Annotated in this window: 26 protein-coding genes, 1 tRNA gene and 1 pseudogene; 15 read left to right on the top strand and 13 right to left on the bottom strand. The window is 59.5% G+C overall.

Annotated features, from left to right (window positions below):
* Positions 1-25 precede the first annotated feature (25 nt).
* Entirely contained in the window at positions 26-1009 is a 984-nt protein-coding gene (locus NMB39_RS13655) for a GlxA family transcriptional regulator (RefSeq protein ID WP_198721147.1), read from the bottom strand.
* 355 nt (positions 1010-1364) lie between these two features.
* Positions 1365-1973 (bottom strand): LysE family translocator, encoded by a 609-nt coding sequence (locus tag NMB39_RS13650; RefSeq protein WP_057023969.1) that lies wholly within the window; start codon positions 1971-1973, stop codon positions 1365-1367.
* Between the two features lie 320 nt (positions 1974-2293).
* On the opposite strand from NMB39_RS13650, the gene NMB39_RS13645 reads away from it, so the two are divergent.
* Complete coding sequence (locus NMB39_RS13645; protein ID WP_057023970.1) at positions 2294-2548, top strand: hypothetical protein; 255 nt, start codon at positions 2294-2296, stop codon at positions 2546-2548.
* Positions 2549-2610: 62 nt separating this feature from the next.
* Here the strand turns inward: NMB39_RS13645 and NMB39_RS13640 are convergent, their stop codons facing one another.
* Positions 2611-2778: a hypothetical protein gene (locus NMB39_RS13640; RefSeq protein WP_164484823.1), complete on the bottom strand. Its 168-nt coding sequence runs from the start codon at positions 2776-2778 to the stop codon at positions 2611-2613.
* Between the two features lie 227 nt (positions 2779-3005).
* Between NMB39_RS13640 and NMB39_RS13635 the strand changes: the two genes are divergently transcribed.
* Positions 3006-3272 (top strand): hypothetical protein, encoded by a 267-nt coding sequence (locus NMB39_RS13635; protein ID WP_057023971.1) that lies wholly within the window; start codon positions 3006-3008, stop codon positions 3270-3272.
* A complete protein-coding gene (locus NMB39_RS13630) occupies positions 3260-3793 on the top strand; it encodes a hypothetical protein (protein WP_057023972.1) in 534 nt (177 codons plus the stop codon). Before NMB39_RS13635 ends, NMB39_RS13630 begins: the two co-directional genes overlap by 13 nt.
* 144 nt (positions 3794-3937) lie before the next feature.
* Here NMB39_RS13630 and NMB39_RS13625 read toward each other — a convergent pair whose 3' ends face one another.
* Positions 3938-4753, bottom strand: coding sequence for a DUF4377 domain-containing protein (locus NMB39_RS13625; protein ID WP_494339065.1), 816 nt, complete (start codon positions 4751-4753; stop codon positions 3938-3940).
* 347 nt (positions 4754-5100) lie between these two features.
* Here NMB39_RS13625 and NMB39_RS13620 point away from each other — a divergent pair, with 347 nt between their 5' ends.
* Positions 5101-6063 (top strand): bifunctional GNAT family N-acetyltransferase/nucleoside diphosphate kinase regulator, encoded by a 963-nt coding sequence (locus NMB39_RS13620; protein ID WP_172833416.1) that lies wholly within the window; start codon positions 5101-5103, stop codon positions 6061-6063.
* Positions 6064-6305: 242 nt separating this feature from the next.
* On the opposite strand, the gene NMB39_RS13615 is transcribed toward NMB39_RS13620, so the two are convergent.
* Together NMB39_RS13615 and pvdQ are read right to left on the bottom strand one after the other, a co-directional pair.
* Positions 6306-6379: transfer RNA gene (locus NMB39_RS13615), tRNA-Cys, on the bottom strand.
* 214 nt (positions 6380-6593) lie between these two features.
* Complete coding sequence (gene pvdQ, locus NMB39_RS13610) at positions 6594-8873, bottom strand: bifunctional acylase PvdQ (protein ID WP_494339066.1); 2280 nt, start codon at positions 8871-8873, stop codon at positions 6594-6596.
* A 236-nt stretch (positions 8874-9109) separates the two neighbouring features.
* Here pvdQ and NMB39_RS13605 point away from each other — a divergent pair, with 236 nt between their 5' ends.
* Entirely contained in the window at positions 9110-9490 is a 381-nt protein-coding gene (locus NMB39_RS13605) for a fe2+ zn2+ uptake regulation protein (protein ID WP_198720064.1), read from the top strand.
* 1 nt (position 9491) lies between these two features.
* Here NMB39_RS13605 and NMB39_RS13600 read toward each other — a convergent pair whose 3' ends face one another.
* From NMB39_RS13600 to NMB39_RS13575, 6 genes are all read right to left on the bottom strand, one after another.
* The gene (locus NMB39_RS13600) at positions 9492-9686 is read right to left on the bottom strand and encodes a hypothetical protein (RefSeq protein ID WP_043047691.1); all 195 of its coding nucleotides are present in this window, start codon (positions 9684-9686) and stop codon (positions 9492-9494) included.
* A gap of 117 nt (positions 9687-9803) precedes the next feature.
* A complete protein-coding gene (locus NMB39_RS13595; protein WP_164484852.1) occupies positions 9804-10553 on the bottom strand; it encodes an ABC transporter permease in 750 nt (249 codons plus the stop codon).
* A gap of 17 nt (positions 10554-10570) precedes the next feature.
* Positions 10571-11770 carry an ABC transporter substrate-binding protein gene (locus NMB39_RS13590; RefSeq protein WP_057024015.1) on the bottom strand — a complete coding sequence of 400 codons (1200 nt, stop codon included), beginning with the start codon at positions 11768-11770 and terminating at the stop codon, positions 10571-10573.
* Positions 11757-12560: an ABC transporter ATP-binding protein gene (locus tag NMB39_RS13585; protein WP_057024016.1), complete on the bottom strand. Its 804-nt coding sequence runs from the start codon at positions 12558-12560 to the stop codon at positions 11757-11759. Before NMB39_RS13585 ends, NMB39_RS13590 begins: the two co-directional genes overlap by 14 nt.
* Entirely contained in the window at positions 12557-13618 is a 1062-nt protein-coding gene (locus NMB39_RS13580; RefSeq protein WP_057012623.1) for an acyl-CoA dehydrogenase family protein, read from the bottom strand. Before NMB39_RS13580 ends, NMB39_RS13585 begins: the two co-directional genes overlap by 4 nt.
* 40 nt (positions 13619-13658) lie before the next feature.
* Entirely contained in the window at positions 13659-14219 is a 561-nt protein-coding gene (locus tag NMB39_RS13575) for a carboxymuconolactone decarboxylase family protein (protein ID WP_043047696.1), read from the bottom strand.
* Between the two features lie 103 nt (positions 14220-14322).
* Between NMB39_RS13575 and NMB39_RS13570 the strand changes: the two genes are divergently transcribed.
* Complete coding sequence (locus NMB39_RS13570) at positions 14323-15228, top strand: AraC family transcriptional regulator (RefSeq protein ID WP_124412379.1); 906 nt, start codon at positions 14323-14325, stop codon at positions 15226-15228.
* Here NMB39_RS13570 and NMB39_RS13565 read toward each other — a convergent pair.
* Positions 15225-16136 (bottom strand): LysR family transcriptional regulator, encoded by a 912-nt coding sequence (locus NMB39_RS13565; RefSeq protein ID WP_057024018.1) that lies wholly within the window; start codon positions 16134-16136, stop codon positions 15225-15227. The genes NMB39_RS13570 and NMB39_RS13565 overlap by 4 nt on opposite strands.
* Positions 16137-16251: 115 nt before the next feature.
* On the opposite strand from NMB39_RS13565, the gene NMB39_RS13560 reads away from it, so the two are divergent.
* The 9 genes and pseudogenes from NMB39_RS13560 to glgA all read left to right on the top strand — a co-directional run bounded on the left by NMB39_RS13560 (position 16252) and on the right by glgA (position 24971).
* Positions 16252-17247 carry an aldo/keto reductase gene (locus NMB39_RS13560; protein ID WP_494339067.1) on the top strand — a complete coding sequence of 332 codons (996 nt, stop codon included), beginning with the start codon at positions 16252-16254 and terminating at the stop codon, positions 17245-17247.
* A gap of 135 nt (positions 17248-17382) precedes the next feature.
* Positions 17383-18468 (top strand): annotated as a pseudogene (locus NMB39_RS13555) (cache domain-containing protein); the annotation flags it as partial.
* Between the two features lie 63 nt (positions 18469-18531).
* On the top strand, positions 18532-19377 hold the full coding sequence (locus tag NMB39_RS13550; RefSeq protein WP_371851108.1) for a methyl-accepting chemotaxis protein: 846 nt from the start codon (positions 18532-18534) through the stop codon (positions 19375-19377).
* A gap of 89 nt (positions 19378-19466) precedes the next feature.
* Complete coding sequence (locus NMB39_RS13545; protein WP_057024021.1) at positions 19467-19925, top strand: SRPBCC family protein; 459 nt, start codon at positions 19467-19469, stop codon at positions 19923-19925.
* Between the two features lie 82 nt (positions 19926-20007).
* Positions 20008-20454: a DUF411 domain-containing protein gene (locus NMB39_RS13540; RefSeq protein ID WP_494339068.1), complete on the top strand. Its 447-nt coding sequence runs from the start codon at positions 20008-20010 to the stop codon at positions 20452-20454.
* Positions 20455-20457: 3 nt separating this feature from the next.
* Complete coding sequence (locus NMB39_RS13535) at positions 20458-20901, top strand: YqaA family protein (protein WP_494339069.1); 444 nt, start codon at positions 20458-20460, stop codon at positions 20899-20901.
* A gap of 45 nt (positions 20902-20946) precedes the next feature.
* Positions 20947-21948 carry an alpha/beta fold hydrolase gene (locus tag NMB39_RS13530; protein WP_057024024.1) on the top strand — a complete coding sequence of 334 codons (1002 nt, stop codon included), beginning with the start codon at positions 20947-20949 and terminating at the stop codon, positions 21946-21948.
* 25 nt (positions 21949-21973) lie between these two features.
* On the top strand, positions 21974-22927 hold the full coding sequence (locus NMB39_RS13525; protein WP_494339070.1) for a D-2-hydroxyacid dehydrogenase family protein: 954 nt from the start codon (positions 21974-21976) through the stop codon (positions 22925-22927).
* A 487-nt stretch (positions 22928-23414) separates the two neighbouring features.
* Positions 23415-24971, top strand: a complete 1557-nt coding sequence (gene glgA, locus NMB39_RS13520) for a glycogen synthase GlgA (RefSeq protein WP_082636684.1) — start codon at positions 23415-23417, stop codon at positions 24969-24971.
* The last annotated feature ends 6 nt before the right edge of the window (positions 24972-24977 follow it).

Below are 24977 nucleotides of genomic sequence, written 5' to 3'. Positions count from 1 at the left end.
AAACACAAGGGTGGGAGCCGTCCTGCTACTTGACCAATCGCTTTTCCTTGGAGGGGCGATAGCCGAAGTACGCGCTGTAGCACTTGCTGAAATGACTTGGCGAAACAAAACCGCATGCCACCAGTACATCCACCTGTGACAACTCGGTGTGCTGCAACAGGCGGCGCGCTTCGGTGACGCGCAGTTCCATGTAGTAGCGCTGCGGCGTGGTGCCCAGTTGCTCCTTGAACAGGCGCTCCAACTGGCGACGGGAGCGGCCGGCGTAGACGGCGAGCTGATCGAGTTCAAGCGGTTCTTCGAGGTTGGCGTCCATCAGCTTCACCACTTCGCGCAGAGGCGCGCTGACGCAGACGTTCTCTGTTGGCTTGATGCGGCGGTAGCGTGATTCCTCGAACGCCAGGATGTCCTCGATGCCTTCGACCAGCGCCTTGCCGTGCAGGCTCTTTATCCAGTCCAGGGCCATGTGGAAGGCACCGGAGGGGCTCGACGCGGTGAGGCGATCGCGGTCGATCACATAGGGCTCGCTGGTGACCTGGGCCCCCTTGGACACTTCCGCCAGCGCCGGGCGGTGTTCGGGGTGGATAGCGCAGCGGTAGCCCTGCAACAGGCCGGCGCGACCAAGGAACCAGGAGCCGTTCCACAAACCGGCAAGGCGGACGCCCGCCTCCGCAGCGCCGCGCAACAGTTGAATGAACGGGTCGCTGGCCTTGAGCTCGGTGCGGAAACCACCGCAGATGACCAGCAGGTCTAGATCCTGAAGTGCCGACAACTCCAGGCTTGCATCGGGTCGGATCACCAGCCCGAGGTCGCTGATCACTTCGCCCTCGCCCCAGCCGAAGGTGCGCGAGGCAAACAGCTCGGGGCGCAGCAGGTTGGCGGTCACTAGGGTGTCTAGGGTTTGGGTGAAAGCCGGCAGGGAGAAGTGTTCGAGCAGCAGGAAACCGACTTGGGTGACCGAGGTTGCCTGCTGGGTTTTGTCATTAAGGTAGCGCAGGTTCTTGCCTTGCATGCCACCGCTGAACTGGCGTCTTTCCATCGAGGGTTGGCCCACTCTTATTGTTGATGCAATGGGCGCTATCTTAGGGGCAAACGCTGTCACTGTCTCAATCGGCGTACCTGATATTGATAAATCCAAGAGGCTTCAAAAGCCGCAGCCCAGCTAGTGCGGCACCATCTGATATGGTTTTTTCTCTGTCATCTGCACCTGTATTGAACGCCGTCCCAGGCGGACAATAGGCGCCATCCCTGTCGTTCCCCGCCCCTCGGAGGCCTTATGACCAAAATGGCAATTTTCCTGTTCGGCTTTTTGGTATTGACCATCGGCATTGGCTTGCTGGCAACTATTTCGCCGGTCTGAGCCTGAATCAGCTCACAAAAAGCATCGGATACAACGACAACACCAGCAACCCAGCCATGGACCAATTGAATATCCGCAGCCAGCGCGGCTCGCGCAATACATTGCGCAGGCCGCTACCGCAACCGAGCCACACACACACGCTTGGCAGGTTGACCACGGCGAACACCACCGCAATCACCAGCACATTAGCGGCGTAACCCTCAGCCGGCGTATAGGTGGTGATTGCACCCAGCGCCATGATCCAGGCCTTGGGGTTAACCCACTGGAAAGCCGCCGCACCCAGGAAGGTCATCGGTTTGCCCTGTTCGTTATCACTCTCCGACATCCCGCCCGCGGTAGCGATCTTCCACGCCAGGTACAGCAGGTAGGTGGCGCCAACATAGCGCAGCAGCGTGTACGCCCACGGGAACAGCTTGAACACTTCCCCCAGGCCCAACCCCGCGCAAATGACCAGCAGCATGAACCCTATGCTGATGCCCAGGGCGTGAGGGATTGAACGACGAAATCCAAAGTTCACCCCAGACGCCAGCAACATGGTGTTATTGGGGCCAGGGGTGATGGAAGACACAAAGGCAAAAAGCACAAAGGCTGACAACAAGCTGGTAGACATCAACATGGGGCGCGGTATCCAAACGACAGTCATATGCCGCGACACTAGTGGGTTGTGGCATCCATCGCCCCATACAGCTGCAGACGGATCGAGGCGTACACTTTGGCGGTCTACATCACTCATGCCGACGCAGGTCACCAACGCGTTTCACAAACCTTTCACAGACCAGCATTTATGGTGGTCTCAGCTCCTTAATGAACTCCTTTTAGCCCGCGCCCCATCGCGGGCTTTTCTTTGCCTGTTATTCGCGCCAGGCTAAAAACATTGACCACCTGGATGAATATCATGCCCTACGCATCTATTCGTTTTAACCCAAACAGACCAGAGTGAACGCTTTGATAGAAGACCTCGACGGCCCCAGGACTGCGCAACAGGAATTGTTCTACGACCTTGAAGACGCCAGCGCAGTTATCGGATGGTCGGTGGTTGAGCTGACGGCATTGGCCGCTGGCGGGCATTCAAGTGATGCGGCTGCTTTAACGAAGGTCTGCGCATTACTCACTGCACAGCAGCAAAAGCTTGAAGCCTATGCCAATGAAGTCAAAGCACAGAGAATCAACAGATCCGAAGCGATTGGCTGACGCCGAGCCTCGGATCATAGGGCGGAGGGCCGGCACAATGACTGGCGCAGGTTTACCGGCAATCAGTGATTTTGAGGCGAGGGTTGCTTATCAGGGCTATGTTGTTTTTTTACACGCTTGCGAGCCCTGAGCTCATATTGATGGTGAAAAAACCAGGCAATCAAAAGCACGCCCGTCACGCCAAAAACCAAGATCAATAGCTCTAATGCGGTACCTTCATGTGAAAACATTTTTCGTTCCTCATCCTGAAGTCGCTTGACTGAAAAATAGCCAAACCGAAATTGTTTGTAATAATTCAAACATTTTCAGGGTAATCGGCAAATGCCCGTGTGACAACCCCAACCGGGCTGGGACCCTTGATCTAGACATGTCACTCGTCGAAAATGCCGCAATGGTGCCGCCGGTTGCTTGACGGTATCCCGCTCAGATTTTCCCGCGTGGAGAAAGGAATTCCCAAGTGCCATTTTCATTGGAAGAAAGAACCGCGCTACTTGCGCTCAAAGGCGTTGGCCCTACCGTGATCGCACGGCTGGAGCAAATGGGTATTGGCTCGATGGAGGTACTCGGAAGGTCGCAAGTGGGAGATATCCTGGCGAATGCTTCTGCCGCATTGAAGTCTAGGTGCTGGAAGAACAGCCCTCAGGCCCAGGCGGCAATAGCGGCTGCGGTAGAGCTTGCGAAGGCTCAAGCGATAACACAGGAGAATTTGATATGCGCCAACTGAAAAACGACCACCACGATCCAGTCAAGCCGTCGCGCTGGGGCCTGCTCAAGGACGGAACATGGTTTGCCGCTTTCATAACGCTGGCTATCTACGCATTTACGGTTGTAGAAGACCGCGGCCAGCTGCGAAGCGACGTAAGACATTTAAACGACTCATTGACGCAGACCCGCAAGGAGCTGGACGCCGCTCGCTTGGACAACAAGCAATTGGCGGACTCTCTGCGAAAGGCTGAAGTAGATCTCGCCAAAAAAGAAGTTCGGTTCAACGAGACAGAAAAGCAGCTGACTTCTGCGAGCCAGGCCGCGCTCAACTCCCAATCCGAAGCACAAACCTATAAAGCCTTGGTGGCTGCAGACAAGCGCTGCGCGCCCTACAGGGAAGAGATTGCACATCTGGAGGACAGCCTGGCGATGTCGGGCCTTGATGTGTATTCACCCAAAGGCGCTCGTCGCCAGGAGCTATTAAATAACCTCGAAAGAAGCAAAGACGCCTACGATGCATGCATGGGACTCAAGCGTTAGCTCCCGCCGCGCACAGCCTGTTACTTTGCGCGACACTTGATAAACGCCGGCAATAACCCCCCGTAGACACCCATCTACGGGGTTTCCAGGAGTGCAGACCGTAGTCGGAATCGACTTACGCACACCGACCTGCCCTGGCTCTCCCTACTTTTCAGCTCCGGAAGCGTCCTGCTCGACCACCAGATCCAACACATAGACCGTCGAAGGCGCATCTGCTGGCGGATTCTTCCATTCGTATTGCTTGACCCGCAACACATTGCGCACCCCATCACGATGCTCAAAACCTTCAATAGACTGATACAGCGGGTGCCATGGGTCCTGGGTCGGAAGTTGCAGGCCAGCGTCGTCATAGCGGCGCTCGCGCACTTGCAAGCACTGATACTCAGGGATCATCGGGTGACTGCACTTGACAGTCTTGGGCGCCACTTCCAGGAACTTGACCTCGCCCTTGCTACCGTAGCGGGTCTCTGGAGTAGCTTCACCCTGTAGCTTGAGCACCGAGCCGTCCACTGTAATCAGTTGCAGCATCGGCTCGGTGTTATCACCAGTGATAACGGCGCGCAGATCACCCTTGAACAGTCGGCCTACCTGGGCGTCAAGATCCATCAGGTCCTTGTCGCAGGCCATAAGCGTGGAGGCCAGTGACTGTACCTTTAAAACCCCTCCCTGATAGTGATAGCCGCCGAACTGGCCATTGCAGCCACCGCTGATGTTCAGATTCTTTTCACCGAAGGAAACGCGCAACTTGCGTTCGACACCTTTGTTCAAAGCAACGAGAGGTTTACCGGAAGCATCAGTCGCCGAGACCAGGTTCCAATAGTAAGCGGATAAGGCTGGCTGGGTTATAGCCGCCGAAGTAGCAGCGGGCATGGAAGGTGACTCTTCATGGCTTTTGGAGGTGGCGGCACAGCCTTGGATCAGTGCAGCACAAACGGCCACAAGAAGAATGTTCTGTTTCATGGTTACCTTGTCAGCTTTGATGAGTACGGGCGTAATCCTGCGCCGGCAGGATGAACGCGCGGCTAAATCGGCATTTTGAGGCCTTACAAGCAATCAATGGAAGCGGCCGTCAAATCCTAGCCAATAAAAAATCCCGTAGACGTTAATCGTCGGTGTTTCCAACAGTGGAGGCCGAGGTCGAAATCGAACCGGCGTAGGCGGATTCGCAATCCGCTGATTTTTCCTTCTCACAAATAGTTGACTAAACAGTTCCGCCCCCCTGGTAAGCAGTGGCCTCCTGGAACTCTCTGGGATATTCGCCATTACTCGCGGCATGTCTTAAAATATCCGGTTGCCGAAGAACCGCCATGACCATATCCATGAAGGGCTTCAATCCTTTACAAATAAGTGTGGTTAAGATGAACAAGCCTTTCATTTCGCTGTGTCCTGAAATTACTCGGGCGCATGCACTGACATTGATGAATTGGTTAGAGGATGAGCGCGTCACCTGCTACCTGAGCGATTCGCGTCATGTCTCCCGCTCCATCGAGCAAGCCGTTGATCGGACTCAGTTGCCGATCCTGACCCATCTATTCAACCGGGACGGCAGATTCTTTATGGCCTATGACCGGCATGACGCCCCGGTGGGCTTTGTCCGCCTGGTCAAGACCGATTCAAATTGCGAGATAGTCCTGGTCATCGGAGACAGCGAAAAATGGGGCCGAAACCTAGGCGCCCGTACGATCCGCGAAGGCATGAAACTGGCCTTCCTCGACATGCGGGCCGAGAAACTCATCGCCAAGATCCACCCGGACAACTCGCGCTCTCTGAAAGCCTTTCTGCGCAGCGGCTTTATGCTTGAGAGCGAAACGCCGACATTGAAGTCGTTTTCCATGACGGCGGCCCGCTATTTCCAGTTCTTGCGCGAAGGAGCCGGTGGCGACTCCGCTAGGATTTACATCACTGAAATCGACAAGGCCAGGCTCGAGGAATTAATCGCTTTCGAGCAAGGCCCGGCGGCTGTTGAACTCGAACATGAGCTTGAGCGAGCCATTGTCGTCAAGCCGCAGCAGGTGGCGTGCAATGTCATCACGATGAACTCCAGGGCGTTGCTGCAACTGGACGACGAAGAGTACGAAGTGGCCTTGGTCTACCCTGAAGACGCAGACAACAACGCAGGGAAACATTCCGTGTATTCCGACATAGGCGCCGCCATCCTTGGTTATCAGGAGGGGGACGCCATCGACTGGCGAATTTCTGATCGGACCCGCCGGATTGAGATCAAGAAAGTGCTTTACCAGCCGGAGGCTGCGGGCCACTTCCACCTATAATTGCGCCTTGTGCTCAGTATTCGCCCACCAGACGCGAGGACTCCCCAAAGGACGGCGCCTCGCTTTCCGTGCCTGAGCGGCCCGTTGCAGGGTCAAGGGTAATTGGATGGACTCGCCCAAGCCGAGGCGTCTATGCGCCACGATGGCATTCTTATAGAACCCAACGACAGCGAGGGCGAGCCTATGAAAAGCATTAGCCAATAAAAAACCCCGTAGACGTTAATCTACGGGGTTTCCAAGAGTGGAGGCCGAGGTCGGAATCGAACCGGCGTAGGCGGATTTGCAATCCGCTGCATAACCATTTTGCTACTCGGCCTCAAACGATCAATGCCCTTGCTGCTGACATTCACCGCATACAAACTTGAGTGGGCTATGTGAAGCTTGCCTCTACTCTAAATCATTGAATACATTGAAGTTTTTAATGCTTCATTGCGTTCGATGGGCGCCATTATGTACTCATTTGCCTATGCCTGCAACCCCTTGATTTCAAAAAATATTCTGCCTTGGCATCAAGGGGTTGCATGCCTGCCCTACTCCTTCACTGCCTGGACTTGGTACTGTGGATCGGCCTTGATCTGGGCGTCAGTGAACGGCAGTGGGCGCAGTTTTTTCTCGGAGAAGGCTTGGGTCTGGTCCTTTGAGTAGTTGGACGCTGGGTTGCTGGATTCGGAAAACGCCAGCACGCCTACCGCGTTGGGACCTTTGTCGTCGAAGGTGACGATTTGCAGGTAGCTGGTGCCGCTGACGACTTCGCGTTTGCCGTCGGCGCGGGGCACGGTTTGCATGGCGTTGTAGATACCCAGTTCCTGCGGGCCGCCGTGGATGGGGATTTGGCCGGAGACTTGGATATCGCCCCAGCGCTTCAGGCCAAGCTTGTTGACCTCTGCACTGGAGGCCAACATGGCTTCACGCAGGGCCTTGGCAACGGGGGCGCGGTCGATGGCGAGGCCGGTTGGGGTGGTCAGAGGGCGGGCCGGGTCGAAGGCCACGCGCCAGGCGTCGGGGATTTGCTGCAGGTGCTGCATCAGGTTGATGAAGTGCACCAGGCCCACGCCGCTATCGAGGTTGGCGTGCTGGTCCCAGTCTTTCAGGCTGGCACACAGCGGTTGTAGCGCAGCGGCGTCGGCGCCCAGGTGTTTGGCGCAGAACGCCAGCAGGTCGGGCATGACTTGGCCCGCCAGGTACACTTGGTTGCCCATCACCATGTTTTGCAGATCTGCGATGCTGATGGGGTGTTTGTCCAGGGATTGCAGGCGTTGGATGGCGAAGCGGGCGCGTGGGCCGAGGCCGATGTTGTCCTGGCTGATCACCGGCGAGAAGCCTGTCAACGGCGCCTTGGGGTTGGCTATCCAGGCGGAATCGTTAGAGTGCTGCACATAGTCGGTGCGCTGCAGCTGTGGCAACTGGTCGGCCGGGAAGATGCCGGCTTGGGCAGCGCGCGGGTCGATGTCCCAGGCGCAGGCGCTGTGAGCGCCGTCGAGCATGATCATTTGCAGGCCGGCCCGCGGGTCGCTGCATTGGGCGAGCTTGGCGGCGCTGACGTTGGGCACCACCGACAGGTTCATGTACAGGCTTTGGCCCTGGTCATCGGCGGCCAGGGTATTGACCCAGGGAATGCCTTGCAGGGTGTGTACCGAGGTTTGCAGTTCCTTGAGGCTGCCGGCGCGGTTCATGGCGTACCACTGTTGCAGCACCCGGTCGTTACCCAGGTTGGCATCGCGCAGGCTGAAGGCGTAGTGGCTGTCCCAGTCGAGCTTGCCCGGCCATTGCACAACGGGGCCGAACTGCGAACTGTAGACCGTATGGGTCACGTCCTTGAAGCTGCCGTCAGCTTGCTTGACCTGTACCGTCACAGTCGTCTTGTCCAGAGGGATGGACTCGCCGTCCAGCAGGTAACGGGTGGAGTCCTTGGGGTCGAGGGTCAGGCGGTACAGGGTGAAATGCTTGGACGTATCCACGGTATGCGTCCACGCCACATGCTGGTTGAAACCGATATTTACCACCGGCAGGCCCGGCAAGGCAGCGCCCATCACATCCAACTGCCCGGGGATGGTCAGGTGCATCTCGTAAAAGCGCATGCCGCCTACCCAGGGGAAGTGCGGGTTGGCCAGCAGCATGCCACGGCCATTGAAGGAACGGTCACGGCCGACGGCGACGGCATTGCTGCCTCGGTCCAGGGTGAAGCGCTGCTGGCTGGCGGCGGCCAGTTCAAAGGCTTTGGCACTGGGTTGCACACTGGCGATGGCTTGAGGCGGTGTAGCCCCCACCAAGGCTTCGGCGAATTGGCCGACACCCCCTTCCGCCAATAGCCTGCGGGTCAACTTCACAAGATCTTCAACCACCAACGGCCGAACCCAGGCTGCCTGGCATTGTGCCGGGGCGCCCTGCTCCTTGAGATAACGGTTATAGCCGGCCACGTAGCCTTGGATGCGCTGTTGCAGCTCGGGGGTTTGCGCTTTCCAGAAGGAGGCCACCGCTTCGGGGTTATTCAGCCAGGCGAAGAACACATCGCTGGCGAGGTTGTTGCGCTCTTCCAGGGTGGCTTGTTCCGGGCCGAAAAACTTGGCGCGCTCGCCATTGACCGTCACTATTTCATTAGCCAGCAAGCACAAGTTGTCCTGGGCATAGGCGTACCCGATACCAACTCCCAGGCCACGCTCATCGTTAGCGCGAATATGCGGTACACCGTAACTGGTACGGCGGATATCCGCCGACGCCTGCGTTACTGGTTCCCGTGCCGATGCGGCCAGGCTCACCCCCAGCAACAGCCCTGCCACACCTACCCTGGACAACCCGTTGGAAATAATCACACCGACTCCACAGTCAAATTGAACACCCTTACGAGGGATGGTTACCCCACCGTAAGAACGCGAATAGCCAGGAGTAATTTAGTCGGCAGAGACGATTATCAGTGGCGGTCGAGGTGTGTCCAATCCGATACCGACAAATTTTCTACATCCACCGTTTCATGATTTGCGCCCCTCGTTCGTCTTATTACTTAAGAGCGCCATCTTTTTCTGATCCGGCTCTGAAAAGGAGTTTATGCATGTATAACCCGCAAGTGCCCACGGATGGACATTCACCGACTGCCGATTCCAGCTTCGGCAGTAGCACACAAGCGTTCGGCAAGCTGCCCGAACAGCAGGGCAACCAGCGCATTCGCCATTTGCTCAAGTGTTTCGGTTTGCGCACCAGCCTGATTCGGCTGAAGGTCATCGACGCCCTCCTCACCGCTGCCGACAACCAGCGCACGCTGGGGGTGCGGGGTGTGCACAGCCATTTGCTGGAGCTGGGTATCCCGTTGTCGTTTCTCAGTGTGCGAGAGGTGCTCAAGCGTCTGTGCAGCGAGGGCGTGATCACATTGAATGCCGACAAGAGCTACAGCCTCCATGAAGAGGCTGCCAAAGTGCTCGAGGATCGGGCCTGACTCAGAAGTTGGGCTTGACCTTGCGGCGCATGATGCCGTTGATCACCACGACCACCACGGCAATCGCAATGGCCAGGTACTGGAAAGTTTTTTCGCTGATCACCCCGATATTCTGCAGGTAGGACAGGCCAAACATCGACGCCAGCACTACCAGGGAAATCAGGATCGAATATTTCAAGCGTTGCTTTTGTGTCATGACGGGTTCCTGGACCTTGGATATGTAACAAGATTACTTCCCCGTAGACGCGAACAAGCTCGATCCTACAGGGAGGGTTATGTTACAGCCGATGATTCGCTTTGGCTCCCTTGGCGTTCAACTCGCGTGCACCCATCGCTGATGCAGCCATCGCGCAAACGCATCCAGGGCAAACCCCAGCAACCCGATTAACACAACCATCGCCATCAATTCCGAATACGCAAGGCGGTCGCGGGTATCGAGGATGTAATAGCCAAGCCCTGCACTGACCCCAAGCATTTCGCATGGCACCAGTACGATCCACAAGATGCCAATTGCCAGGCGCACGCCAGTCAGCACATGCCCGACCACGCCCGGAATGATCACCCGGCGCAGCGTCTCCCAACGCGTGGCGCTCAAGCTTTTACTCAACTGCAACCAGCGCGGGTCCAGCTGACGTACGCCCGCTGCCGTGTTGAGCATGATCGGCCACACCGCGGCAAAGGCCAGCAGGAAGTAGATGGGCTGGTCCCCTACCCCCATCAGCATCACCACGATAGGCATCCAGGACAGTGGCGAGATCATCCGCAGAAACTGGAAGGCCGGTGTAGTCGCCGCCTCCAGGTTACGCGAACTGCCTACCAGCAGCCCCAAGGGTACGCCCACCAACAGCGCCAGGAACAACCCTACAACGATACGCTTGAGGCTCACCGCGATATGCAGATACAACTCGCTGCGCCCAAGCAATTCCCATAGGCTGCTGGCGGTGGACGCCAGGGAAAAGCGCGCCGACAAACCATCGGCCTCGCCAAACACCTTCACCCCCAGCCACCACAACACCAACAAGCCTGCCAAGCCACTGATACCGAGCAGCCAACCTGGCCACACGACGGTTTTGCCGTTGTTCAAACGCCAATCTCCTCGTGCCGCTCATAACCGTCCGGCAAGCCGAACGTCTTCATGCCACCCACTGCTTCGATCGCATGACGGACGAAACGGTCGTCCACCAGATCCTTGGCGACGAAGGCCGGATCAAGGTCGGCGAGAAATTTCTTGTCGCCTTCGATCAGCGTGTCTTTCAGTCGCCTGACCAGTTCCTCGGTATAGCTGGGGAATGGGTAAGGCTGGAAGTCGATGCGGTGTTCGTCCCAATTGGCGTGCTGGATCGCACCGTCCGCGAGGTAGCCAGCGCGGTCGCTGGCAGCCGGGGCCAGGACTTTGCTCAACACCGGCTCGGCATGTGGCGTGTAACGGTTCGGGCCGTCCTTGGACAACAACTTCACCGCCTCTTCGCGGTTGTCCCGGGTCCATACCTGGGCCTTGACGATGGCGTTCACTACCTTCTGCGACCACTCCGGGCGGTTGGTCAGGTCATGTTCGTGCATGAACACTACGCAGCACGCGTGGTTGCGCCAGACGTCGCCAGTAAAGCGCTGCACACGACCGACCTTGAGGTTCTCCGCCAGGGCATTGAACGGCTCGGCGACGATGTAGCCGTCGATGCGCTTGCTGGCCAGCGCAGGCGGCATGTCCGACGGCGGCAATACGATCAGGTTGACTTCATTGGCGGCAATCGCGCCGCCGGTCGCACGGCTGACCGGCGTGAGGCCATTGTCGCGGAACAGTTGCTGCACCACCACGTTATGGATCGAATACCAGAACGGAATAGCCACCGACTTGCCGCCCAATTGCTTCACGTCGGTGATACCTGGCGATACGGTCAAGCCCGAACCGCCGACATGGTTCCACGCCACGACCTTGGCCGGCACCTTGCTGCCGTAGCGCGCCCACACGGTCATCGGCGACAGCAGGTGAATCACGTTGACCTGGCCCGAAATAAACGCCTCGATCACCTGGGCCCAACTACGTAGCAGTACCGGGCGTTCAGCCTTGATGCCTTCGGCTTCGAACAGGCCATTATTGTGCGCAACCAGCAGCGGCGTGGCGTCGGTGATCGGCAAGTAACCGATGCGTACCGGCGCGTCAGGCTCATTGGCGGCACGGGCCTGCAGGCTGCTCAACAGCGGCAAGGCGCCGGCAGCACTGAGCACGGCAGACAGTTTGAGAAAGTCACGGCGCGAGTGGGTCAAGTCATCCAGACACATGGCTAAGCTCCTGTTGTTCCAAGGGGTTGGGTTGAGTGCGGCTCGCCTGCCGTAAGGTTTTAAGAATATCGATACGCAGCGCGCCGATGGCCTCGACCTGTTCATCTCGCGGTTGTGGCAGGTCAATATGCCATTCGCCCAGGGTCCGCGCCGGGCGGTTGCCCAGGAGTAGGATGCGGTCGGACAGCAGCAGTGCCTCATCGATATCGTGGGTGATCAGTACCGCCGCCGAACCTTGCTCACGATTGACCTTGAGCAACAGGTGCTGCATATCGGCGCGGGTCACTTCATCCAACGCGCCGAAGGGCTCATCGAGGAGCAACACCTGGGGCTGACGCGCCAGGCAGCGGGCCAGCGCCGTGCGCTGAGCCATGCCGCCGGACAGCTGCGCAGGGAACTGTTGCCGCGCATGCTCCAGGCCAACGGCGGCAATCGCACGGTCGACGCGGTGGCGTCGCTCTTCTGTGGCCAGGTGCGGCTGGCGGGCGAAATCCAGGCCGAAAGCCACATTCTTTTCCAGGTTCAACCATGGCAACAGGCTCGGGTCTTGAAACGCCACCGCCACCCTGGGATGGGGACCGCGCAGTGGCTCGCCCAAGACCTGCACACTGCCACCCTGGGCCACCTGCAAACCGGCAAGCACGCGCAACAGGCTGGATTTTCCCACGCCGCTGGGACCGAGGATCGATACCACTTCGCCCGGTTGCAGCTGCAAGTCGAAGCCTTGCAGCACCGGCCCGCTGGCATACCCCAGGCAAATTCCCTGGGCCGTCATGACCGCATGGCTCATAGCTGGCCCTGGCGATGCAACTCGGTGCGCAATTGCACCAGGCTTGGCGTCACAATTGGCACGAACGCCGATTCGCGCCAGCGCCGGGCAAAGCCGCTGCCATGTGCGGTCAGGTAAGCCTTGCCACCGCTGGCTTGCAGCTCAAGCTGCACGGCGCCGGCGGCCGTTTCGGCCAGGGCGATACGCAATTTGAACAAGGGCACAGGGTCGGCGGCGAAGCGCCCGGCCAGCAAGCCAGCCTTGAGCTCGGTGACCAGATGATCCAGCGTCAGGCGCAATGCTTCCAACTCTTCACGCAATACCGTACGACTAGCGCCCAGGTGGTGGGCCACCTCAGCCAGTGAACGGCGGGCCAGGCCAATCGACATGCCGCACTGCAAGCCCAGGAACGCCGGGCGCACGGCCGGCAGGAACTTGCGCGCATCTTCATGCAGCAACCAGTCGCGGCTCAACTCCACGCCTTCCAGGCCAAGCGCTGCGGTATTGCTTGATTGCAGCCCGAGCAGCTCCAGGTCTCGGGAACGCTGCAAGCCTGCCACCGAATCCGGGATCGCCAGGATAAACGGCGTGCCGCCTCCCGCATGCTCAATGGCCGCTGCCGCGACAAACCCGTTCTTGCGCAGGTTGGTCACCCAATGCAAGCGACCATTGAGCGTCCACCCATGCTCGTTGGGCTCGGCGCTGATCTGCAACGCCTCGATGCCCGATATGAACTTCATTGCATTCGACAGCCCGGTTGCCCCGGCCAACTTGCCACTGAGCAGGTCCGGCATCAGCTGCTCGCGCAACCGTTCATTCGGGCTCTGCAACAAATACTCGATAAACGAGCGCTGGCCCCAGCATACAAACGCAGCCGCCAGGGAATGGCTGGCAACATTGGCAATGGCCTCGACCGCACCTGCCACATCACCGCCCAGGCCGCCCAATTGGGTGGGCACGCCGATTTTCAGAATATTGGCCTCTGCCAGGCGCGGCAGCACTTCCTGTGGATCGCAACTGCCCACGTCCAGGGCCTGCGCTTGAACATCGAGCCAACGGCTCAAGATTGGGTCAAGCATTCATGTATCTCCTTATTACAGCAGGTGGACCAAGGCCGCTTCAGCTTGCCGGTTTTTCCCAACGGTATTGCGCCAGCTCCGGGTTCAGCGGGGTGCGGGCAAACACGTTGGCGAAGTTGCACAGGGTTGCCAGGCTCACGCCCAGGATGACTTCCAGCGCGTGGCCGTCGGTGTAGCCCGCAGCGCGGAACGCCTCAAAGCCGGCATCACTGACATCACCACGAGTGGCGATCACTTCCCGGGTAAAAGCGGCGAGTGTCTCATAGCGAGCGTCCGGTAGCTCACCACGCCGGCGCAAGGCCTCGATCACGTCTTCAGGCAGCTTGGCTTTGTTGCGCGCCACGGCAGTGTGACCGGCCACGCAGAAATCGCAGCCATGGCTGGTGGCGGCAATCAGTTGCACCACTTCGCGGTCGGCCAGGCTCAGTTCTGCCTTGGCGTTCAAGCCGGAGACGGTGATATAGGTCTCAAGCGCAGCCGGTGCGTTGGCCAGGACGCCCAGCAGATTCGGGATAAAACCCGAGCCTTTCAGCGCGTTTTCAAGGAAGGGCCTGGCCGCTTCCGGGGCGGTTTCGGGGGTCAGTAACGGTACGCGGGACATGGCGAGGTCTCCTAGTGGGATCTAATGCCCCAGTCTGTTGGTTCTAAAAAAATCGCTCAATAGGCTAAAGTAGCGATTACTTGCTCTTGAGTCTTTCCATTAGATGAATTCGTCCAATGTTCTTGTCGACTGGTTATTAGATAGCCTCGAACTCAACACCAGTCTGTTTCACGTGGGTCGCTATTGTGGCGACTGGCACGCAAGCACCCACGGCCTGGCCCAGGCGAGCTTCCATTTGATTGTGCAGGGTGAATGCTGGCTGCATATCGACGGCGATCCAACGCCTCAGCACTTGAATAATGGTGACGCGGTGTTTCTGTTGCGCGACTTTGCTTATCGACTGTCCGGGGAAGCCACGGCAGCCGGCGCCCAGGAATGCCCACGTCGTCCGATGCAGGCCCTGGACAGCAACGCCACGGATGGTGTGGGATTAGTCTGCGGTTTCTTTCATTTCCAATCCGGCCTGTCGACGCTGATTGTCGATACCCTGCCCAGCTGGATCATCCTGCGCGCCGGCGACCCGTCGCTGACCGCTGCACGCAATCTTTTCGAGTTGATCCTGCAAGAGTGCAACCGCGCGCCCGCGCCCTCTTCGGCATTGCTGGAACGCCTGTGCCACTTGCTGTTCCTGTATGTACTGCGCCAGCAGGTCATCGATAACACTGGACTGGGCGGCCTGGCGGCGCTGGGCCGCACACCTGCATTCGCGCAGTTGCTGGAACAACTGATCGCACGCCCAGCCGAGCCCTGGACCCTCGAAGACATGGCTGCCTGCGCCGGGCTGTCACGTTCGGCATTTTTCAAACGCTTCAATGAACTGTGCGGCCAGTCACCGGGCCAGGTGCTGCTGATGATCCGTATGCGTCACGCCTGCCAGCTGTTCAAGCGAGACCAGACCGTCGCCCAGGTGTCGCTGGCGGTGGGCTACCAATCAGTGGCGGCCTTTACACGGGCGTTTCATAAAGTCACCGGGCAGCAGCCTGGCGCCTATCGCAGGGCGCAGGCCTAGCGTTGCAACCCCGTGCCTGGGCGAGCACACAGCTGCACCAGCCAATCGACAAACACACGCACCCGCTGTGACAGCTGGCGGTGTGGCGGGTACAGCGCGGTCAACGCCATTTTCGGCACGGCCAGCTGCGGCAGCACCTGCACCAAGGTGCCCGCCGCTAGCTGGCGCATGGCGTGGTAATGCGGCGCCTGGATCAGCCCGTAGCCGGCCTCGCACGCGGCGAAATAACCGTCGGAACTGTTGACAGCGATGCGTTTCGGCAAGTGGACCTGACGCAGCTCGGTGCCGATCTGGAACTCCAGGCCAAAGCGTTTGCCGCTGGCGCTGGAGAGGTATTCGACCATCTGATGCCGGCCGAGGTCATCCAGGCTGCTGGGCATGCCCATGTGTTCAAGGTAGTTGGGGCTGGCCAGGGTCAACTGATCCATCATCGCCAGCGGCCGCGCCACCAGCGATTCATCCAGGGCCGGGCCGCCGCGCAAGACGCAATCGACTCCCTCGCGGATCAAATCCACCGGGCGGTCGTTAAGGCCGATTTCCAGCTCGATCTGCGGGTACAGCGCAGTGAACGTAGGCAATGCTGGGATCACGATCAGGCGACCGATGCCCGAGGGCATATCAATGCTCAGCGTGCCACGGGGATTCTGGCGCCGAGCGGAAAATACCGCCTCCGTTTCTTCCAGGTCGGCCAGCAATTGCACACAGCGTTGGTAGTAGGCGGCGCCGTCCAGGGTCGGGCTGACTTGGCGCGTGGTGCGCTGCAACAGTTGAACACCGAGGTGCGCTTCCAGTTGCTTGATCAGAACCGTCGCCGAGGCTCGGGGCACTTGCAGGCTGTCGGCGGCCTTGGCAAACCCGCCCAACTCCACGATTCGGGTAAACACGCGCATGGCGTTGAATCGGTCCAAAGGGCGCTTCCTCAGGGGATTATTTAGATATTGCGAATACTGATAGCGTTTCTAACCGGTTTATCCCGTTTTTGTCGAGCGTCACACTGTGCCTTCACCTTCAGGAGCACCTGCCATGCACACACGTCAACTCGGTAAAAACGGCCCCCTTGTTTCCGCCATCGGCCTTGGCTGCATGGGCATGAGCGATTTCTATAGTCCCGGCATTGATACCCGTGAAGCCACCGCAACCTTGCACCGGGCCTTGGAATTAGGCGTCAACTTCCTCGACACCGCCGACATATATGGCCCTCATACCAATGAACAACTGATTGGCAAAGCCCTTGCCGGCAAGCGCAACCAGGTGTTCCTGGCCAGCAAGTTCGGCATCGTCCGCGATCCGACGAACCCGGCACTGCGCGGCGTGAATGGCCGGCCCGACTACATCCGCGACGCCATCAACGGCACGTTGCAGCGCTTGGGCGTGGAAACCCTGGACCTGTACTACCAGCACCGCATCGATCCGGAGGTAGCCATTGAGGAAACCGTCGGCGCCATGGCCGAGCTGGTGACGCAGGGCAAGGTGCGCTACCTGGGCCTGAGCGAAGCATCGGCCGCGACATTGGAGCGGGCACATAAAGTCCACCCCATCAGTGCCCTGCAAAGCGAGTATTCGCTATGGAGCCGTGACCAGGAAGACAACGGCTGCCTCGCCGCCTGCCGGCGCCTGGGCATCGCATTCGTGCCATACAGCCCCCTCGGCCGCGGCTTTCTCACCGGAGCACTGAAAAGCCCGGATGATTTCGGCGCGAACGATTATCGCCGCTTCAACCCGCGCTTCCAGGGTGAGAATTTCGCGAAAAACCTGCAATTGGTGCATCAGGTTCAAACTCTGGCGGCAGACAAAGGCGTCACGGCTGGGCAGTTGGCATTGGCATGGGTAATGGCCCAGGGTGACTACATCGTCCCAATTCCAGGGACCAAGCAGCGCAAATACCTGGAAGAGAACGTAGCAGGTGCATCGATCCTCCTCACCCCGGCTGAATTGGCGGCGCTGGATGCCATGTTCCCCAGCCATGCAACCGCGGGCTTGCGCTACCCTCAGGAAGTCATGGCGATGTTAGATATCTAATCGTGTGGGCGCCGTTCGGCGGCGCCTTCAGCTTCTTGTACCCAGGTACCTAAAGCTCCTTCCAGCCAAGCCGATAGCCCTACGAAGCTGTAAAAAAGCCGCGTCGACAATAACGCTTCGTAAGGACGACCCCCCATGCCCCCACTGCGCTCGATCCAAGCCCGCTACACCCTGTTCCTGGTGCTATTCGTCCTGGTGTTATTCGTATTGACCGTGGTCGGTATCGGCCAGTTGGTCGCCCCCAAGCTGCAGCACACCGAAGAACAGGTGGTGCTCAACCGCGTGTCCGAAGTGGCCGAACAGATCCAGGGCGAATTGAACAAGGTCCAGGCCCAGCAACGTAGCATCACCCAGACCATTCCCCTGCTCGACAGCGATGCAATCGACAAGGTCTTACCTGGCCTGGTGGATCAATACGGCGAGCTGAAAGTATTTGGCGGCGGTATCTGGCCGTTGCCCAATCAGCGGACACCGGGGCGCAACAAGCACAGCACCTTCTGGCACCGCGATGCCTCCGGCAAGCTGGTGGTCAACACCTTCTGGAACAGCGACCCTGCCCCCAACTATTACGACCAGAGCTGGTACAAGGGCGGCCTCGCCTCCCCACGCGGCCAATGTGCCTGGGCCGCCGCCTACAAGGATGATGCCAGCCAGGAGCCGCGCACCAACTGCGCCATGGCGATCCAGCGTGACGGCGCGGCCTATGGCGTGGCCACCATCGACGTGACCCTGGGTTTCTTCAACGAGCTGGTGGCCAGCAAGGAAAAAGACATCGGCGGGCAAATGCTGATCGTCGAGGCCGATGGCAAGATCATCAGCAACAGCACCCGTTTGAGTAGCCCGGTAGTGTTGAAGAACATCAGCGAACTGACCGGCACCTCGGCCTTCGCCGCGCAGGTCAGCAAAGCCCTGGCCCATCGCGACCAGGGGCCGCAACGCAGTGAATTCGACAACCAGGGCGTGGCCAGCACCTTCTACATGCGTGCCATCGAGGGCACGCCGTGGTTCCTCGCCACCGCCCTGCCCACCTCGCTGATCACCGCCCAGCGTAATGATGTGCTCGGCAGCCTGGCCCTGGTGCAGATCCCCATGGTGTTACTGCTGGTGCTGCTGGCCGCCTATGCCATCCGCCAACTGGTGCAGCGCATGAAAACGCTGAAAACCAATATTGACGCCCTCTCTACCGGCGACGCCGACCTGACGCGACGCATCACCATCCGGGCCGAAGACGAGTTGGGCGCTATCGGCCACTCGGTGAACCGCTTTATCGTTTACCTGCAAAACATGATCGGCGAAGTGACCCAAGCCACTGGCGCCATGTCGTCCGGGCTTGAGCAGTTGCAACGAACATCAGCCCATACCAACCAGATCCTGGTCAGGCATGCCTCGGAAACCGACCAGACCGTCACCGCCATCACCGAAATGAGCTCCACCGCCGACACCGTGGCGCAAAACGCCGCCGAGACCGCCTCGTTCACCCAGCGTGCAAACGAACATGCCGACCGCTCCCGGGTGGTGGTGGGTGAAGCGTCCACCAGCGTCAGCGCGTTGATCGGTGAAGTAGCCAGCGCCACCCACACCGTGGAAAACATGCGCCAGGATGCCGCACGCATTACCGAAACCCTCGGCGTGATCGGCGCCATTGCCGGCCAGACCAACCTGCTGGCGCTCAACGCTGCGATTGAAGCGGCGCGGGCCGGCGAGCAAGGCCGGGGTTTTGCCGTGGTAGCCGACGAAGTGCGCGCACTGGCAGCCCGCACCCAGGCCAGCACCTCGCAGATCAACGAGATGCTGGCACGCCTGACCACCGGCGTGAGTTCCTCGGTCGCCGCCATGGAAAACACCCAAGCCAGTTGCCAATCAGCAGCGGACGCCACGGCGCGGGTCAATACCGGCCTGGATGAGATGGCCGGTTCGGTCAGCCATATCAACAACCTCAGCACCCAGATCGCTACGGCCGCCGAGCAGCAAAGTGCGGTGACCGAGGAGATCAACCGCAGCATGGTGCAGATCCGCCATATGGTCGATGAACTGGTACAAAGCGGGCATACCACGCAAATCAATACCCAGAGCCTGCTGGAGGCCAATGGCCGGGTGATCAGTTTGATGGGGCGCTTTAAAGTGCGCTGATCAATGCTCCGAATACTCCCGTGCTAAGCACGGGAGTCGACTATCCTGAGAGCTCCCAGTGTTATAACCCGCCACACAGGAGGTGTGCCATGCATGCGACTGAGCATTCGATCCGCTTGGAGCGGATCAGTCAGGAGCGCTTCATCCAGGCACCTATCGATAGCGTCTACGCCTATGTGACCCAGCCCGACCGCTGGCACGAATGGCACCCCACCTCTCTCAATGCCGACACTGGCACCACCGGCTCAGTGCAGGTCGGTGCGCGTTTTACTGAAACCATTGACTTGCTGGGCATACGCGTCCCCATGAGTTACCGCGTGCAAATCGCCCGTTGTCCCAATGAGTTCAAGGCCGTGTTTACCTCATTGGCTGTGGACGGTGATATCCATTATTTCCTGCAACCTCATCGTAACGGCACACTGTTCAAGCGCGTACTGACATATGAGACCGAGTTGCAACTCGCGACCTTGCACGAAAACATTGCCAAGCTGTCCGCCATCGCGCTGGATCAGCTCAAGTGCCGCCTGGAAAGCCCCGGCTTCGTATAATTTAGAAACATTACTGCGTCGCCCCGATGCGAAAAGCAGGGAGAATGCCCGGTTTATTGCCGCGCTTTCAGTGAGACCCACGATGAAAAACCCATTGCGACTGGCCCTGCTTTCCTGCGCCCTGCTCTCCACCCTGGCCCAGGCCGCGGACCTGATCCCCATCGATGTGCACCGCGACGCCAACTGCGGCTGCTGCAAAAAGTGGATCAGCCACTTGCAAAGCAACGGTTTCAAGGTCAATGACCATGTCGAAGCAGACATGAGCGCAGTCAAGCAACGCCTGGGCGTCGCCCCACGCCTGGGTTCATGCCATACCGCAGTGATCGACGGCAAATTCGTCGAAGGCCATGTGCCCGCCGAGCAAGTGCTGGCCTTGCGCACACGCGACGATCTGCTAGGCCTTGCCGCGCCGGGCATGCCCCTGAGCTCGCCAGGCATGGAAGTGGAAGGTCGCAGCGAGGCGTATCAAGTCATCGGCCTGACCCGTGACGGTAAAGACGTAGTGGTGGCCGAATACCCGGCACACTGACCGGTGCTGATGGGTTACCTGGGGCTGTTCGCCGCGGCATTCGGCGCCGCGACATTACTGCCCTTGCAATCGGAAGCGGTGCTGGTCGGCCTGCTGCACAGTGGGCATTATCACCTGTGGCTGTTGCTGGGTATCGCCACCCTGGGCAACGTGTTGGGTTCGGTGGTCAACTGGCTGCTGGGGCGTTCGGTGGAGCGCTTCAAGGCGCGACGCTGGTTTCCGGTAAGTGCCAGGCAATTGGACAAAGCTCGCAGGCATTACTCGCGCTGGGGGCATTGGACGTTATTGCTCAGTTGGATGCCCATTGTCGGCGATCCGCTGACCTTGGTGGCCGGGGTGATGCGTGAACCGCTGTGGCGTTTCTTACTGCTGGTCACCCTGGCCAAAGGCGTACGTTATGGGGTGCTCGCAGCGCTGACCCTGCAGTGGGTGTTAATCCCCAGTTAATCTCGTCCAAAGAGCATCCGGTCATCTCTCTTGGAGCTGGAACCCATGCCTTTTATCCGTGCGTTGTGCGTTGCTGGCCTGTTGTCAGGCGCTGCCGCTCCCGTGTTCGCCGCCACATATGGCCCCGAGCTGCAAGGGTTTCAATACCCTTATCCGCTGGAGCATTTCACCTTCCAGTCCCAAGGCAAATCCCTGCAAATGGGCTACATGGACGTCCCCCCCAAAGGCATAGCCAACGGGCGCAGTGTGGTGCTGATGCACGGCAAGAACTTCTGCGGTGCCACCTGGGAAGGTTCGATCAAGGCCTTGAGCGACGCCGGTTACCGCGTGATCGCGCCGGACCAGATCGGCTTCTGCACTTCCAGCAAACCCGACCACTACCAGTACAGCTTCCAGCAACTGGCGACCAACACCCACCAATTGCTGGAAAAACTCGGCATCCAGAAGGCCACGGTGATCGGCCACTCCACCGGCGGCATGCTCGCCACCCGTTATGCGCTGATGTACCCCACCCAAACCGAGCAGCTTGGGCTGGTGAATCCTATCGGCCTGGAAGACTGGAAAGCCCTGGGCGTGCCCTACCAGAGCGTCGACCAGTGGTATCAGCGTGAGTTGAAGATGAGCGCCGACGGCGTGCGCAAATATGAGCGCGACACCTATTACGTCGGACGCTGGAAACCCGAATACGAGCGCTGGGTGGATATGCTCGTCGGCCTGAACAAGGGCCCGGGGCACACCCAGGTCGCCTGGAACTCGGCGTTGATCTACGACATGATCTTCACCCAGCCGGTGTACTACGAATTCAAGGACTTGCAGGTGCCCACCTTGCTGCTGATCGGCACCAGCGACACCACCGCCATCGGCAAAGATGTCGCGCCGCCGGCGGTCAAGGCCAGGATTGGCAATTACCAAGTGCTGGGCAAGCAGGTGGCCAAGCTGATTCCCCACGCCACCCTGGTGGAATTCCCAGGCTTGGGCCATGCGCCACAGATGGAAGAGCCGGAGCAGTTTCATAAAGCGCTGTTGCAGGGTATGAAAACCCTTTGATCCAACCTTTGCGAGGCACGCGTAAATGTCGGTACAGATTGCAGTGATGGATGATTGGCAGAATGTAGCCAGGGGTGTGGTGGATTGGTCGGTTCTGGACGCCGTGGGCCAAGTGCATTTTCTCCACGATTACCCCGCCGACACCGCCACGATGGTCGAGCGTCTGCAGGGCTTCGACGTGATTTGTGTGATGCGCGAACGCTCAACCTTCGACAAGGCGCTGCTGCAAGGCCTGCCGACGCTCAAATTGCTGGTGACCGGCGGCATGCGCAATGCGGCTATCGACATTCCCGCCGCCATGGCCCTGGGTATCCAGGTGTGCGGCACCGACAGCTACAAACACGCGGCACCGGAACTTACTTGGGCTTTGATCATGGCTTGCACGCGCAATCTGCTTGCCGAAGCCAACTCGCTACGCGCAGGCGGCTGGCAGGTTGGCCTGGGCGGCGATCTGCATGGCAAGACCTTGGCAATCCTCGGCCTGGGCAGTATCGGCCAGAAGGTCGCCCGCTTCGGCCAGGTGTTCGGCATGCGGGTGATAGCCTGGAGTGAGAATCTCACGCCGCAGCGGGCGGCAGAATCTGGGGTCACCTGGGTCAGCAAGCGCGAACTGTTCGAGCAGGCCGATATCCTGAGCATTCATTTAGTGCTCAGTGAACGCAGCCGTGGCTTGGTGGATACCCAGGCGTTGGGCTGGATGAAACCGACGGCGCGCCTGGTCAACACCGCACGCGGGCCGATTGTGGACGAGCAGGCCCTGGTGCAGGCGCTGAGCAGCGGTCGCCTGGCCGGAGCGGCGCTGGACGTATACGCCGAGGAACCGCTGCCCGCTGACCATCCGTTGCGCAGCTTGCCCAACGTGCTGGCGACGCCCCACATCGGGTATGTGAGCGAGCAGAATTACCGGCAGTTCTATCAGCAGATGGTCGAGGATATCCAGGCCTGGGCCAATGGCGTGCCCGTTCGGATACTCGGTTGACGCACCAGATCAGTGCGCGCGCCGTGCTGGGTCTGCCCCCTGCAGGAGCTAGCTTGCTCGCGGAAACCGTCATTGATTCAAGGTGTGCGCGGCGCTCTTGAGTGCTTCGCGAGCAAGCTCGCTCCTACAGTAGAGAGGAGGCTAATCGCCAGCAGCATAAGCTTAAAAGATTTTTGTCCTACAAAATCCCGCTGAAAACCCTACAGGCGCTGGGATCTGTCCTAGACTGATGACCGATGGGTCCGTTCCAAAACAAAAACCCCGCAAAAAATCGAAACTTTCGAACTCTGCCGCAGGTCCAGTTTTAGGTAAGGACGAGCATACGCGTCTCACGCCAAATGCCCGTCCATCCAATCTTTTTTAGCCTGAGCCGCAACTGGCATACGCCTTGCCAGTTTGTACAGCGCTTGTGTGTCTGGCCGCAGGATGCGGTCAATCGGAACTGATGGCAGCGGGCCATCAGCCAACCAACAGATGGGAGTGCATTATGATCAGTGCCGCAGTAGATACTCAGGGAGAGCGTTTTAGTCAGCCGGCAGGGGGGCCTAAGTCTTTGGCCGACCTGCCCAACACTGTGCGGCCGATCGTGAGTCAGAACCCGAATCGAAAGAAAGTGTTGTTCGTCACCTCCGAATTCGCCGACCTGGTAAAAACCGGTGGCCTGGGCGATGTGTCCGCCGCCCTGCCCCGCGCCATGGCCCACCTGCACGATGTGCGGGTGCTGATCCCCGGATACCCGCAGGTGATGGAAAGCGACAACCCGATTCACATTGTCGGTGAGCTGGGCGGCCACGCCGCGTTGCCACCCTGCAAGATCGGGCGCATGGACCTCAAGGACGGCCTGGTCATCTATGTGCTGATCTGCCCCGAGCTGTACGAGCGTGAAGGCACGCCCTACGGCGCCAACAACGGTCGCGACTGGCCCGACAACCATATTCGCTTCGCTCGCCTGGGCCTGGCCGCCGCCGATATGGCCGCCAACCTGGCGCAAATCCACTGGTGCCCGGACCTGGTGCACGCCCACGACTGGCCCGCTGGCCTGGCCCCGGCGTATATGCACTGGCGTGGGTCACGCACGCCGACGCTGTTCACCATTCATAACCTGGCCTACCAGGGCGTGGTGAGCCTGGCGTCGACGCCCGAGCTGGGCATTCCGCCCCACGCCTTGCAACAGGAAGGCATGGAGTTCTACGGCAAGATGTCGTTTCTCAAGGCCGGCATGGCCTATTCAAGCCACATCACCACCGTGAGCGCCACCTACGCCCAGGAGATCACCACCCCGGAATTCGGCTGCGGGCTGGATGGGTTTCTCGCCAGCAAGACCCAGCAAGGACTGCTCAGCGGGATTCCCAACGGCATCGACGAAAGCTGGGAAACCTCCACCGACACGCACCTGACCCACAACTTCAATATCGGCGACTGGGAAGGCAAGGCCATCAATGCCGCCCATGTGCGCGAGCTGTTTGGGCTGCAGCCGTCCAGCGGCCCGCTGTTCGCGGTGGTGTCGCGCCTGGTCTACCAGAAGGGCTTGGACCTGACCGAGGCGGTCGCCGGTTTCATCGTCGAAAACGGCGGCCAGATCGCGATCATCGGCCGCGGCGAGCCGGAAGAAGAACATGCCATGCGCGAGCTGGCGTTGCGATTCCCGGGCCAGGTGGGCGTGCGCATCGGCTTCAACGAGACCGATGCTCGGCGCATGTTCGCCGGCAGCGACTTCCTGCTGATGCCGTCGCGCTATGAGCCGTGCGGCCTGAGCCAGATGTATGCACAGCGCTTCGGCTCGTTGCCGGTGGCACGTAACACCGGCGGCCTGGCGGACACCATTGAAAATGGCGTCACAGGTTTTCTGTTCAACGAGTCCACTGTGGACAGCTACAAGGAAGCCTTGAGCCGCGCCTTCAAGGTCTTTGCCCTGCCTGGCCTGCTTAACGCCATGCGCAGCTGCGCCATGACCCAACCCTTCAACTGGTGCCAGGCGGTAGAACCTTACGCCGAACTCTACGAACAACTGGTGGCCAAGGCCCTGGGGAAATCGACTAAATAATCATTG

Source organism: Pseudomonas sp. FBCC-B545, from assembly GCF_059134095.1.
This window is presented reverse-complemented; position numbering and strand designations above follow the sequence as displayed.

Bases quoted from the DNA above. Each gene is read 5' to 3' on its own strand.
- NMB39_RS13655 (WP_198721147.1), bottom strand. From the start codon at position 1,009: ATGCAAGGCAAGAACCTGCGCTACCTTAATGACAAAACCCAGCAGGCA.
- NMB39_RS13650 (WP_057023969.1), bottom strand. From the start codon at position 1,973: ATGTTGATGTCTACCAGCTTGTTGTCAGCCTTTGTGCTTTTTGCCTTT.
- NMB39_RS13640 (WP_164484823.1), bottom strand. From the start codon at position 2,778: ATGTTTTCACATGAAGGTACCGCATTAGAGCTATTGATCTTGGTTTTT.
- NMB39_RS13630 (WP_057023972.1), top strand. From the start codon at position 3,260: ATGCGCCAACTGAAAAACGACCACCACGATCCAGTCAAGCCGTCGCGC.
- NMB39_RS13625 (WP_494339065.1), bottom strand. From the start codon at position 4,753: ATGAAACAGAACATTCTTCTTGTGGCCGTTTGTGCTGCACTGATCCAA.
- NMB39_RS13620 (WP_172833416.1), top strand. From the start codon at position 5,101: ATGACCATATCCATGAAGGGCTTCAATCCTTTACAAATAAGTGTGGTT.
- NMB39_RS13605 (WP_198720064.1), top strand. From the start codon at position 9,110: ATGTATAACCCGCAAGTGCCCACGGATGGACATTCACCGACTGCCGAT.
- NMB39_RS13600 (WP_043047691.1), bottom strand. From the start codon at position 9,686: ATGACACAAAAGCAACGCTTGAAATATTCGATCCTGATTTCCCTGGTA.
- NMB39_RS13590 (WP_057024015.1), bottom strand. From the start codon at position 11,770: ATGTGTCTGGATGACTTGACCCACTCGCGCCGTGACTTTCTCAAACTG.
- NMB39_RS13585 (WP_057024016.1), bottom strand. From the start codon at position 12,560: ATGAGCCATGCGGTCATGACGGCCCAGGGAATTTGCCTGGGGTATGCC.
- NMB39_RS13580 (WP_057012623.1), bottom strand. From the start codon at position 13,618: ATGCTTGACCCAATCTTGAGCCGTTGGCTCGATGTTCAAGCGCAGGCC.
- NMB39_RS13575 (WP_043047696.1), bottom strand. From the start codon at position 14,219: ATGTCCCGCGTACCGTTACTGACCCCCGAAACCGCCCCGGAAGCGGCC.
- NMB39_RS13570 (WP_124412379.1), top strand. From the start codon at position 14,323: ATGAATTCGTCCAATGTTCTTGTCGACTGGTTATTAGATAGCCTCGAA.
- NMB39_RS13560 (WP_494339067.1), top strand. From the start codon at position 16,252: ATGCACACACGTCAACTCGGTAAAAACGGCCCCCTTGTTTCCGCCATC.
- NMB39_RS13550 (WP_371851108.1), top strand. From the start codon at position 18,532: ATGATCGGCGAAGTGACCCAAGCCACTGGCGCCATGTCGTCCGGGCTT.
- NMB39_RS13545 (WP_057024021.1), top strand. From the start codon at position 19,467: ATGCATGCGACTGAGCATTCGATCCGCTTGGAGCGGATCAGTCAGGAG.
- NMB39_RS13540 (WP_494339068.1), top strand. From the start codon at position 20,008: ATGAAAAACCCATTGCGACTGGCCCTGCTTTCCTGCGCCCTGCTCTCC.
- NMB39_RS13530 (WP_057024024.1), top strand. From the start codon at position 20,947: ATGCCTTTTATCCGTGCGTTGTGCGTTGCTGGCCTGTTGTCAGGCGCT.
- NMB39_RS13525 (WP_494339070.1), top strand. From the start codon at position 21,974: ATGTCGGTACAGATTGCAGTGATGGATGATTGGCAGAATGTAGCCAGG.
- glgA (WP_082636684.1), top strand. From the start codon at position 23,415: ATGATCAGTGCCGCAGTAGATACTCAGGGAGAGCGTTTTAGTCAGCCG.